At 33.8% G+C, this 12,961-nt stretch carries 12 protein-coding genes; 1 reads left to right on the forward strand and 11 read right to left on the reverse strand.

Features of this window, described 5'->3' with window-relative positions:
• Positions 1–5 precede the first annotated feature (5 nt).
• On the reverse strand, positions 6–1,592 hold the full coding sequence (locus DK508_RS16635) for a SulP family inorganic anion transporter (RefSeq protein WP_370443853.1): 1,587 nt from the start codon (positions 1,590–1,592) through the stop codon (positions 6–8).
• A 146-nt stretch (positions 1,593–1,738) separates the two neighbouring features.
• Positions 1,739–2,032, reverse strand: a complete 294-nt coding sequence (locus tag DK508_RS21245; protein WP_160114762.1) for a hypothetical protein — start codon at positions 2,030–2,032, stop codon at positions 1,739–1,741.
• Between the two features lie 152 nt (positions 2,033–2,184).
• On the opposite strand from DK508_RS21245, the gene DK508_RS16640 reads away from it, so the two are divergent.
• Positions 2,185–3,123, forward strand: a complete 939-nt coding sequence (locus tag DK508_RS16640) for an alpha/beta fold hydrolase (RefSeq protein ID WP_109301918.1) — start codon at positions 2,185–2,187, stop codon at positions 3,121–3,123.
• A 30-nt stretch (positions 3,124–3,153) separates the two neighbouring features.
• Here DK508_RS16640 and DK508_RS16645 read toward each other — a convergent pair whose 3' ends face one another.
• The 9 genes from DK508_RS16645 to DK508_RS16685 all read right to left on the reverse strand — a co-directional run bounded on the left by DK508_RS16645 (position 3,154) and on the right by DK508_RS16685 (position 12,855).
• The gene (locus DK508_RS16645; protein ID WP_109301919.1) at positions 3,154–3,903 is read right to left on the reverse strand and encodes an SH3 domain-containing protein; all 750 of its coding nucleotides are present in this window, start codon (positions 3,901–3,903) and stop codon (positions 3,154–3,156) included.
• Positions 3,904–3,914: 11 nt separating this feature from the next.
• Positions 3,915–5,681, reverse strand: coding sequence for a BatD family protein (locus DK508_RS16650; RefSeq protein WP_109301920.1), 1,767 nt, complete (start codon positions 5,679–5,681; stop codon positions 3,915–3,917).
• A gap of 35 nt (positions 5,682–5,716) precedes the next feature.
• A complete protein-coding gene (locus DK508_RS16655) occupies positions 5,717–6,607 on the reverse strand; it encodes a tetratricopeptide repeat protein (RefSeq protein WP_109301921.1) in 891 nt (296 codons plus the stop codon).
• A 6-nt stretch (positions 6,608–6,613) separates the two neighbouring features.
• A complete protein-coding gene (locus DK508_RS16660) occupies positions 6,614–7,648 on the reverse strand; it encodes a VWA domain-containing protein (protein WP_109301922.1) in 1,035 nt (344 codons plus the stop codon).
• Positions 7,649–7,709: 61 nt separating this feature from the next.
• Entirely contained in the window at positions 7,710–8,219 is a 510-nt protein-coding gene (locus DK508_RS16665) for a flavodoxin family protein (protein WP_109301923.1), read from the reverse strand.
• Position 8,220: 1 nt separating this feature from the next.
• Entirely contained in the window at positions 8,221–9,225 is a 1,005-nt protein-coding gene (locus DK508_RS16670) for a VWA domain-containing protein (protein WP_109301924.1), read from the reverse strand.
• A 2-nt stretch (positions 9,226–9,227) separates the two neighbouring features.
• On the reverse strand, positions 9,228–10,889 hold the full coding sequence (locus DK508_RS16675; protein ID WP_109301925.1) for a BatD family protein: 1,662 nt from the start codon (positions 10,887–10,889) through the stop codon (positions 9,228–9,230).
• 13 nt (positions 10,890–10,902) lie between these two features.
• Entirely contained in the window at positions 10,903–11,769 is an 867-nt protein-coding gene (locus tag DK508_RS16680) for a DUF58 domain-containing protein (RefSeq protein WP_109301926.1), read from the reverse strand.
• Positions 11,770–11,853: 84 nt separating this feature from the next.
• Positions 11,854–12,855: a MoxR family ATPase gene (locus DK508_RS16685; protein ID WP_109301927.1), complete on the reverse strand. Its 1,002-nt coding sequence runs from the start codon at positions 12,853–12,855 to the stop codon at positions 11,854–11,856.
• Positions 12,856–12,961 lie beyond the last annotated feature (106 nt).

The raw sequence follows: 12,961 nt of genomic DNA on the forward strand, positions 1-12,961 counted from the left end.
TGTATTTATGCTGATTTTGGTCTAAGTTTAAAAAATTTAATGTAACTATCAGGATTTTCTACTACCCCCCGTTCTGAGATGAGTTGAATATCAATGTTCTTATTTTTCGCTTTTTCAGAAAAATCTTCCAAGATTTCGACTATATCGTTATCCAAATATCGTGTTTTTCTAACATCTAGAGTAAGAAATGCATCTTCTGGTAATTGATCAAGTTCTTTTAAAATAGCACCCTTATTAAAAAAGGTTACTTCTTCAGCAAGAGTCATCGTTATTTTATGTTTTCCATTACTTTTATCTTCGATATGTAAAAAATGAGAATTCTGATAACTTTTTATTAAAATTACTACAATTCCTACCATTAATCCAAGTCCTATACCAATTAACAAATCGGTGAATATAATACCCAAAACTGTAACCGTAAAAGGAATGGATTGTTTCCAGCCTAGTTTGTACATTTTCTTAAACAAAGAAGGTTTTGCTAATTTATACCCTACTATTAGTAAAATAGAAGCCAATACAGAAAGTGGTATTTTGTTTAATAACTTAGGTATTAGAATAACCGAAATCAATAGTAAAAAACCATGAATAATAGCAGCCATTTTGGTTTTACCTCCTGATTGAATATTTGCAGAACTTCTTACAATTACTTGAGTAATAGGCAATCCACCTATCATTCCTGAGATAATATTTCCTGTTCCTTGAGCCAATAATTCTCTATTTGTTGGAGTCACATGTTTAGCGGGGTCAAGTTTATCTGTAGCCTCAACACAAAGTAAGGTTTCTAGACTTGCTACCAACGCTATTGTAAATGCAGTAATCCAAACATCCATATTACCGATAACCGCAAAATTAGGAAAGCTAAATTGCCCCAAAAAAGAAGTTAAATCTCCAGGTATAGGTACACTCACCAAAAGATTATCAGCTATTGCCAAATTACTATTATCCTTTGTGAAAATATAAAATAAAATTCCGACTGCTACTGCGACCAAAGGGCCTTGTATGATTTGAAAAATTTTAGCTTTTTTACCTAATACCTTATCCCATAATAACAATATACCAAGTCCTAGAACAGCTACAATTGTAGCTCCTGGACTTATAAAATTAAGAGAATTTATAATTTCAGAAAATGTGTTTTCGCCATCAATCTGAAAAAACGCAAAATCCCCCTCAGGGTCAGAATTATAACCGAAAAAATGAGGGATTTGTTTTAAAATAATAATGATACCAATTCCGGTAAGCATACCTTTAATAACAGAAGAAGGGAAATAATATCCAATAATTCCTGCTTTTAAAACTCCGAAAAGCAATTGAATTACTCCTCCAAGTACTACAGCTACTAAAAAGTTTTCAAAACCACCTAATGCTCCAATAGAGGTTAATACGATAGCCGCCAAACCAGCAGCTGGTCCACTTACTCCAATTTTTGAGCCACTTAGTGCTCCAACAACAATTCCTCCAACAATTCCGGCTATCAAACCAGAAAAAAGAGGAGCTCCACTCGCCAAAGCAATACCTAAACATAAAGGTAATGCTACAAAAAACACCACCATACTAGCCGGTAGGTCTTTCCTTAAATTATTAAAAATATTCATAGTAATATCAATTAGTAGTTATTCTTAATTCATAATTAAGAACATGTGTTTAAAAATAGATTTGAAAAAAATTAGAAATAAAGAGAATGTCTCTCAAACTATTGAGGGGTTATATTCTCAGGATTTACATAAAATATATGTATGTATTATGAAAATTCTGGAGGAGGAGTATTTTCTTCCAGATAAACAGATATGTTTTTAAGATAAAAATCCGGGTACAGATTACCATTACAATATACTAAAGATGATGAATTCTCATCATAGAACTGGGATATTTTATCTTTTTGTTTGAACTCTTCTTTTTCAGAGTTTTCTTTTTCTTTTTTTTCAGAATTTTCTGTTTCATCAAAAGTCATAACAGCAATCTCGTCACTACAAGTATAAAAATTAACTAATCGTATACCATAGTTTGCAATACTTAAAAAAAATCCAAGTACCATTAAGAATTTCGCTATTTTACGTTTGGTTTGCACTAACAAAAAAATTTAAAGCGCTAAAATAACAGTATTACTTTGATTTTCTGTTAAATCAATCGTAAATTTAATTAAGCAATTTTAATGCTTTTAGAAGCTTATCTTATCTATAAGGAAATATGAAAAAGGCCAAAAAGATAATAGCATACGTTACTTTAGGGTTAGGAATATGTATACTTACTTTAATTTCTTTAGGGCACACTAATCTCGGTAATCTACCTACTACTGAGAATTCCGAAAATAATTTTGTAACTGTTAGAAACGAAAAAATTCGCATATTACAAAAAGGGAATGGAAAAGATGTACTTTTTATTCATGGTAGTCCAGGCTTGATTGAAGATTGGAATAGCATATTTGATTCTCTAGCACAAAACTACAGAGTAACGGCTTTTGACCGTCCTGGTCATGGTTATAGTTCTTCTAATGAGTACACCTATCATATACAAGATAACGCGCTTATAGTAGAAGAATTAATTACCAAATTAAAGCTTAAAGATCCTTTGATAGTAGGTCACTCTTATGGTGGATCTACCATAGCATATATGGTAACAAATGGTGGATTAAAAAATCTAAAATATATCATCATCGATTCACCACTATATAGATCCAGATCTGCCCTGATTTACAAATTAGTTTCTACCCCTCTTATAGGAAAAGGTATTGCTGTACTTTCTTCTTATACTATTGCAAAAGGTAAAATTAAAGACGGTGTAACACCTATATTTAAGTCAATTAACAAAGAAAAAATTGACGAATTAGTAAAAGAGCGGCAAAAAATTTGGTCTCAGCCCAAGGTAATCTATTCAAAATCCAAAGAAACCGTTAATTACCAAAGTGACCTTGATCTCATGTCAGATAAGTACAAAAATATAACATCAGATATTACAATAATTAGTGGTACAGATTCTTTAAGCACCTTGAGGAAGGATTGTGAAAAATTCCATACCGAAGTAAAAAATTCTAAACTCATCCTTTTAGATCAAACCGGACATTATATTCAATTTGATAAAGCAGAAGAAGTGCTGGCAATTATACGCGGTAAAATAGAATCTAACTAAAGCTCGTAGTAAAAGACTAAAATACTTTTATTACAATTCTTTTAAATCTTCGGAGGGGATCCAACCAATCTTGCCGTCGCTTAGTTTAATTTTCTTCCAGTCATTTACTGTTTCCGAAACTTGAACTTTGGTTCCCTCATGAAGCTCAAATATATCTTCACTCCTTAGGTTTGGTTCACTTTTTACGACGGTTTCTTGAGAAAAAATTATTGCAAATTGATTATTTTTAATACTGTTGTACTGCTTAAAAGCAAAAAACACCCCAAAAACACCAAGAACTAATACACCCCAACTACCTACAAAAAACAACCTCTTTTTTACTGAGGTGCGAGAAGAATAATACAAGATAAATAGCACTACAAATAATATAACACAAAGTACAGACAACCATGCCCAACCATCATAATTAAATAGGTTAATTATCTTTTTTAAGGCACCCGAAATAAATCCTTGTGGGATCGAATCTATAGAATCAATAGTTGCATTTTGAGCAAAAACTAAGTTGTTTTTTATATCCTCATCATTTGGTGCCAACTCTAGCCCTTTCTCATAATAATAAACACTTGGACCAATATTACTAAGTTTATAGTGCGCATTTGCCATGTTATAATATAACGAGGCGGATTCCTGACCTGCATCTATAATAGATTTATAGGCATCGATGGCTTCTTGATATTTTTCTTGATTATACAAGGAATTGGCCCTCTGGAACTTTTCTGAACTTTGAGCAAATCCTATAGTCACAATCAAAAAAACCAGTATTTCAACAATTCTTTTCACTACTATCTATATTATAATTGTTTATCTATTGCCGCAATTACTCTTGAAGCTTTATCATAATCCTGTTGCATCGCCGATGTAGAAGATGGTGTATATCTTGCAAATTCACAACTTTCTAACAAAGCAATAAACTCAATAGCTATACTATCCTCTACTTCTCGTTCTTTTAACAAACGTTGGATTCGATCTTTACTCATTTCACTTGTTTGAATATGTAACTTAGCCTTCAAATAATTATGCAAAGCTCGCTCCATAGCAATATAAAACTCTTTCTGATTACCTAAATTCTTTTTGGCTTCAGAGAGATATTTACGTGCAAGCTTATCTGCTTTTCGGACTCTATTACCACTCACATCACTTAACCGTTCTTCTCGCTTTTTCCCAAAGAATAAGAATAAAGGAATTGCCAATAAAGGAGCCGTTAATGAGATCCAGTACACCGTAGATTTAAAAAAATGTTCTTTTTTAATTGGTTGTAGATTAGCTTTAAGCTTTAAAAATCTAAATTGATTTCCCGTTTGTGTTACTAATTTTTTGCCAGTACCCGTGGATTTCTCGGTCGACACAACATCTCCCCCATCAGGCCCAGTTTTGACATTGATTACAATCTCATCTGATGTAATTCTTTTATATGTTTCTGTTTTTAGATCAAAATAAGAAAATGAGATAGATGGTAAGGGATATTTACCTTTGTATTGAGGTACTAACGTGTAATTATCTGAGATATTTCCGCCCATACCCGTAAGATTGGTGCGTACCCTCTCATTATGTTCTGGTTCGTATTGTTCTAAGCCATTGGGTACACTAAGCTTTGGTAAATCAAACAATTTCAGGTTTCCGTTACCAGAAACTAATACTTTAGCGTCCAAAGATTCTGTTGCATCGAGTTCTGTCTTACTTGTGGTTACTTTAAAATCAAACGACCCAACCGCACCAGAAAAGTCATCAGGTTTTCCTTGTGTTGGTAGCGGTTTTACATTAATAGTTCTATTACCAGCTGCCACTGTTTTATTTACTGTAGAGTATAATCTACCTCCAAAAATATCTCTTCGTTTGGTGGGTACATCCACAGAAACTGTTAAGGTAAGCGGTTCTATATTTAATTTCCCTGTTTTTTGAGGATATAATACTGTTTTGCGAAGTACTACAAATCGATATGGTTCACCTTTATACTGCCCGTTTTCGATCTTGAGTTGTTTCATATCTATAGCCTGACTCCAAAAATCACTATAGGTAGGGCTATCTAACTCTCTCCAATTACTCACACTAATACGTGGGCTAACATATAGTTTGTATACCACCGTAATTGCCTCATTAAGGTATGGATTCGCCTTAGAAACCTCTGCCACCAAATGTAAATTCTCACTTGCTACAAAATCTGTATCATTACCATCCTTGGGTTTATCAACAGCTCCCGTAACTTGTATTCTTACGGGTAGTGTTTTATAAGTATCACCATCAATCTCAATAGTAGCTTGTCTTATCGTAAAACTACCTCTGGCTGTAGGTTCTAAAAAATAGCTAAATGTCTTAGCATATGATCTCTTACCATTCACCCAAGAATTGCTTATCGATTGATTAGGCCCCCCTACCACAGTAAATCCAGAAAACGAAGGTGGAGTAAAATTATCTCCATCCTTATTCATTTCAAAGTCTACTCTTAATCTTTCATTTACTCCTAACTTTTTCTTACTTACTTTAGCTTCAAACCTTACTTGGGCTAAGGTAAGCTGAGTAACCGCGAGCATTATCGTTAGAAAAATTAGTTTTAGTTTCATTTGTATACTTTTTGGGTTTTATCTACCCCGTTTTATTACCAGTCTTTGTCGGTTTTTACCTTTTGACCTTGTGCTTTTTTTGCATTTATTTTATCCTGAACCTTCTTTTCTTCGTTATTCATGGCCTCGAGTAAACTTTTTACCTGTTGAGGAGATAACTGACCTTGCGCCTGTTGTGGCTTCTGTTCTTGAGGTTGTTCTTGTTTATCTTTTTGATCTTCTCCTTGATCTTTTTGATCATCTTTAGGCTTTCCTTCATCTTCCTTTTTTTCATCTCCCTCATCTTTCTTATCCTCTCCCTTATCTTCTTCGTCCTTTTTATCCTCTTCATTTTCTCCATCATCACCTTTTTTATCCTCTTTGTCGTCGCCTTCCTTTTTATCTTGATTATCCTGATTTTCCTGATCCTTATTCTGGTCTTTGTCTTGATCCTGATCATCTTGATTTTGGTCATTTTGCTGTTGTTCCTCCTCCAGCATTTTCTTAGCTAAGGCAAGATTATATCGCGTTTCGTCATCCTTAGGGTTATTTCTAAGCGCATTTTTATACGCTTCAACCGCTTCTTTGTATTTTTTTTGCTCCATATAAGTATTCCCTTGATTATGGAACGCTTTGTGCTTTTCTGATTTGGATGCCGATTCAACTTTAGAAGCCTCAGTATAACGTAGTGTAGCCTCATCGTATTTTTCAGAATTATAATACGCATTTGCCAAATTATATTTGGCTGTTGGATCTACCGGATTCTTGGCAATTGCTTTTCTGTATTCTCCCTCTGCTTTGGGAAAATTTCCTTCTTCGGTAATTATTTCATTACCTGTTGCCACGAAACGCTTTGCCTCATTAATAGTTTCTTCAAGATCCTGCTGATCTTGACAAAAAACCATAGCGCACTGAAAACATAATATGATAATTAAATAACGTTTCATCTTAATTTATTGCTCATTAAATAGGTTTAATTTTTTAACCCATGATGTTTTTCTTTCTAGGAAAAAGATATCCAAAAATAATAATAACAGTCCTGCTCCCAGAAACCATTGAAATTGATCTTTGAAATCCGCAAACTGCTTTGCCTCAAATTCCTTTTTATCCATGTTCTGTAAAATAGTGGTCACCTCCTCTACTACAGCACTGGTATTTCTACCATCAATGTATGTGCCATTTGCCTCGTTGGCAATTTCCTGCAATGTTGTCGTATTTAGTTTGGTGATAACCGTTTCTCCTTGGCTATTCTTTTTATATGTTTGTACGATTCCGTTTCTTTTAATCGGGATTGGCCCTCCTTTTTCAGATCCTACACCTATTGTAAATATTTTTATCCCTTCTTTGGCAGCCTCTTCGGCAATAGATTTTACATTACCTTCATGGTCTTCTCCATCACTAACAATAAATAATACCCTATTGGTTTGCTCCTCATCATTATAATAGGTTTTAGCCAATTCTATGGCGTCATAAATGGCCGTACCCTGCGAAGAGAGCATTTCTGTATTCATGGCTTGAAGAAACATTTTTCCCGAAGCATAATCTGTCGTAATGGGCAACTGCGGAAAAGCGCTTCCAGCATAAGCAATAATACCAATACGGTCACTGGCTAAATTATTAATAATCTGAGTGATTAATTGTTTTGATTTCTCTAATCTATTGGGCGCAATATCTTCGGCCAGCATACTTCTAGATACATCGATAGCAAATACGACATCTACTCCTTCACGTTTTACAGTTTCTAGTTTAGTCCCCACTTTAGGATTTACTAATGCCATCACCAAACAACCCAAGGCCAAACTAATTAATATGATTTTTAAAATAGATTTAAAAATGGATTGATTAGGGCTTAGTTTTTTAAGTAATTCTGTATTGGCAAATTTGCTTTGAGTTGTCTTTTTCCAAACCAAGACACCTAAAAACATAAGGATAAGTACCGGAATCCCTATCAACAACCAAAAATATATTTTTTCTTCTAGTAAATACATATTTATACTAAATCTGAGTCGTATACATAAATACATTATGAAACACCCAGTGTTACAATAACTAATTTTTTATTCTTAATGCAAATGCATCTATTTTTTCTTTTACTTCCATCGGCAACGTATCATTTTTAATCCAAGTATGAATATCGCCAACATAATTCATTCCTAAGTATGCAGCACTACGAGAAAAGGGCAGATTAAACTCTTCTGGTCGATCATCATCATTACTACAACTTATCAATCCCATATTTTTTCCTCTAAGCATTCGGCCAAAATCTTTTTCTTTGTACAAGAAATCTGATATTCTATCCAAAAACGTTTTCATCACTCCGCTCATCGTATACCAATACACCGGAGTAGCAAAAATTATAGTTTCATAATTTTGAACAATTCCTTTAAACAAGAAATTAAAATCATCTTGTTCATTTTTAAAATCATAATCAAAAAAACCAATGTCTTTTTGGTGTAGATCTACAACTTCAAAACCAGTACTGTTTTTAAGATGTGATACTACTTTAGACGTATCTCCATTGCTACGCGAGCTCCCTAATATGATTATTCCCTTATTCAAATTATATAAAACTTCTAAATAATGTATACCTCAACAAAAATTCTATAAAGATTAATAACCCTGCTAATAATACAAGAATTCTAAATTTCTCCTCATAGTTATAGAATTTAAACTCTTCGACATCTGTTTTTTCTAATTTATCAATTTCCTGATAAATTTGTTCTAACTTTTTGTTATTTGTTGCTCTAAAATATTTTCCTCCTGTCGATTTAGCAATTTCTTTTAATAACTCCTCATCAATCTCTACTTTAACTCTGCCATATTGAAATGATCCATTGGGCAATATCGCTACTGGCGCTAATGCCATACCATTTGTTCCTAGACCGATTGTATAGGTCTTAATACCATATTCTACGGCAAGTTCTGATGCAATTTTTGGATCAATAAACCCTGCATTATTAGAACCATCGGTAAGCAATATAATTACTTTGCTTTTGGCCTTGCTATCTTTAAGTCGATTCACCGATGTGGCTAACCCCATACCTATGGCGGTACCATTTTCTAGCACATTATCATATCGCACATCTTTCATGCTTCCTAAAACAATAGATTTATCGCTGGTGATTGGTGTTTTGGTAAAACTTTCTCCTGCATAAACCACTAACCCAATACGATCATTGGGTCTATCTTTTATGAACTCGGCAGCTACTTCTTTTAGTGCTTCTAATCGATTAGGTCTAAGATCTTTTGCCAACATACTTGCCGAAACATCAATTGCCATTACGATATCAATACCTTTGGTCGTTTTGGTTTTAGTAGATACATCAACTGTTCTTGGTCTTGCCAAAGCGGTTATAATTAGAGATAAAGCAATCAATCTAAATACAAATAAAAGCGGGCGTAGTTTGGTTAACCAACTACTAGAAATCTTAAACCCTTTGAGGTTAGATATTTTTAATTCTGCCTGTTGTTTATTTCGCTTCCATATAAACCAAGCTATGGCTAATGGTAGTATTAAAAACAACCAGAAAAACTGTGGGTTCTCAAATGTAAAATTTTCAAACATCGTTATTTGGCTTTTCTAAGTTCGACAGAGTTAATAATACGTTGTGCAATATTTTCTGTATATCTATTATCTATTTCATAAATTACAATGACCTGTTGCAAGCCGGTAGCCTCTACAAAATTGAGCATTTGATATCCATATTCAACTTTTTCATCTTCTTTAGGGCGTTTTATATTATACTTTCCGAATATCTTAATTCCTTTAGCACCATTTAATGTTTCATACTCCTCATCTTTAATAACAATATTCTTAGCGCCTTCTTCTTCTAAAGCAGAAAAAGTAGTTTCGACGATTCCATCCAACTCAAATTTTGCATCTTGATTTTTGCGTTGACCGGTAATATTCATATAGCTTACGCCGACATATATATCCGCTAATCTATCTCCAAAATCGAATACATTATTACCCTTAAGGATTGGGTTTTTCTTAGTACCTATTTGCACCTTTTTTCTAATTAATATTTCTGGCGTAGTCACTGTGATTGGTGGTGATCCATATGCACTAGAGATCCATTCGGTTTCGGCTAGTTCTTTAGTAGGGTGACCTAATAAGGTATCCTTAACAACATCATAACCCTTTATGGCAATAAAAATGAGTAGTGTAATTGCAATAATAGCAAAGCCTCCAATACTACCAAACAATATCTTTTTCTTTCGTTTTTTATCGGCAATCGCCTTCCTATATTCTTCATCGGCCAATAATTCTTCTTCGGTAGGTTCTGGGATAGCTTCTTTGGTTTCATTAATCACGCGCTCAATAACATTACGATCTGCTTTTGCAGTACCTTTATCAGGTCTGGATTTGGCAAATTTTGCCATATCGGCTGTTTTAAGTACGTTTTTAAGCTCTTCTATCGTAGCTTTATCTAGATTTAATGACCCTGATTTTATTTCTTCATCCAATTTTGTGATTAACTCATCTGTGGTACTCTCCATAGCATGATCATACACTTCTTCATCAATATATTTACGAGCCGTATCACTTAATTGAGAGTAATACTCTTTATGAGAATCTTGTTCTAATAAATGAGATTCATCGATTTTACGTAAAGCAAGCATAGCTCTTTCGTAAGGGGCGAGTTCTTTTTCTTTAGCCTCTTTTCTCTTTTTTCTTCTTAAAAGGAAAAAAGCAATTACTCCAAGAACTAATAATCCTCCTAATATCCACCAGATATATTTCTTCCAATTAAAAAAAGATGCATCAACTTCTACCAATGGTTTGATCTCAAACATTTTTTGTTTGGTAGTATCAACAACCACATCTCTTATCTCAACCTTAAGTGAATCTGTAAAGAAAACTTGATCACCAACCATAACCTTTTGCCTGGGTATTGTATAATGCCCAGAATCAAATTGTGTTAATGCATATTCTTTGGTTAGGCTCCATCGGTTATTGTTTGTTGCAGTATCTATTTTATACGATTCTATTACTTCTAAAGGAGTAAATGTCTGCCCCTCTGGGAATACAACAATTTGTGTAGAATCTGCCTGTACCTGCATTGTATAGCGAATCTCTTCTCCTATTTTTACAGATGTAGAATCTACCGTTCCCGAAACTTGAGAAAAACCTCCTAGACTCCATAGTGGAACTATAATCCAAACCAAAAACGTAAAGGTCTTTGTGGCTATATGTATAGTATTACTTTGTAATGTGTAATTCTTCATTCGTGATTTGGTACTATCCTCTTCTTTTAAAATATCCTAATAATTTTTTTACATAGCTTTCATCAACTCTACTGCTTAACGATCCTGCTCCACTTCGATTAAAACTATCTCTAAAATAATCTACTTGCTGTTGGTAGTATTTATTATAATTAGTTCGCATTTTTTTTGATCCCGTATTTACTAATAACAATTCTCCCGTTTCTTCATCTTCCATCTGTACCATACCTAAATTAGGGATTTCTTCTTCGTGTCTATCATAGACTCGTATACCGGTAACATCATGTTTTCCGCCAACGATCTTAAGTGTATGCTGGTAATCATCTGCTATGAAATCTGAAAGAATAAAAACGATAGCTTTCTTTTTCATTACATTCGACAGAAATTTTAAAGCTTCAGTAATATTAGTTTTCTTGCTTTTAGGTTCAAACTCTAATAGTTCTCTAATAATTCGAAGTACATGAGATCTTCCTTTTTTAGGAGGAATGTATAATTCTATCCCATCTGTGAATAGAATTAAACCGATCTTATCATTATTTTGAGTGGCCGAAAATGCCAAAGTTGCAGCAATTTCGGTAATAATATCTTTTTTAAATTGTTGCTGCGTACCAAATAATTGTGAACCTGATACATCAACCATAAGCATCATGGTTAACTCTCGTTCTTCTTCAAAAACTTTTATGTAGGGCTCGTTATAACGGGCGGTTACATTCCAGTCTATATTTCGAACATCATCTCCAAATTGATACTGTCGTACTTCGCTAAAAGTCATACCTCGACCTTTGAAAGTAGAATGATATTCACCTCCAAAGATATGGTCGCTTAAGCGCCTTGTCTTAATCTCAATTTTCCGAACTTTCTTTAGTAACTCTTTAGTATCCATAATTTTATTTCAGGTGTATTCACTTTGTGAATGTTGTAGATTCTGGTTTCACATTTGGGAACCAAAACTTCAAACAGCGAACCTCTATGGTACTTCGATCTCGTTTACAATCTTATTGATAATATCTTCTGAAGTTACATTTTCTGCTTCGGCTTCATAAGTAATCCCAATACGATGACGCAGTACATCATGAATTATCGCTCGTACATCTTCAGGAATAACATATCCTCTTCTTTTTATAAACGCATAGCACTTTGCCGCAGTTGCGAGGTTGATACTACCCCTTGGTGATGCTCCAAAATTTATTAATGGTTTTAATTCTTCAAGACCGTATTTTTCAGGATATCTTGTTGCAAAGATGATATCTAGAATATACTTTTCAATTTTCTCATCCATGTACACTTCTCTAACTGCTTTCTGTGCACTTAGAATTTGCTCTAAAGAAACCACAGGATTTACTTTCTCGAAAGATCCTTTTAGGTTAGCTCGAATAATTAATTGTTCCTCGTCTAATTTTGGGTAATCAATAACCGTCTTTAACATAAAACGGTCAACCTGAGCTTCTGGTAACGGATATGTACCTTCTTGCTCCACCGGATTTTGAGTCGCCATAACTAAAAATGGCTTATCTAATATAAAAGTTTCATCACCAATAGTTACTTGCTTCTCTTGCATAGCCTCAAGCAAGGCACTCTGTACCTTTGCCGGAGCACGGTTAATCTCATCAGCTAGTACAAAATTGGCAAAAATTGGACCTTTCTTAATTGAAAAGTCATTTTCTTTCATATTATATATCAATGTACCTACAACATCTGCAGGCAACAAATCTGGTGTAAACTGTATACGACTAAAACTTGCATGAACCGCTTGAGACAATGTATTAATAGCTAGTGTTTTTGCTAAACCCGGAACACCTTCTAATAAAATATGTCCTTGTCCTAACAATCCAATTAGCAAACGCTCTACCATATGTTTTTGACCCACAATTACCTTATTCATCTCAAGGGTCAATAAGTCTACAAATGCAGATTCTTTTTCTATCTTCTGATTAATTGAAGCTATATCAATAGAACTGTTTTCTTCCATTTATTCTAATTTTTTTAAGGCGTGAAATTAAGATTCCTTATTAAACATTGCAAATTGTCGAATTAATTTTCGCCTAGTTGTTAATTGTTGGTTAAATGTATGTCCC

Origin of the sequence: Aquimarina sp. AU474, assembly GCF_900312815.1 — a bacterium.
Taxonomy (GTDB): Bacteria; Bacteroidota; Bacteroidia; order Flavobacteriales; family Flavobacteriaceae; genus Aquimarina.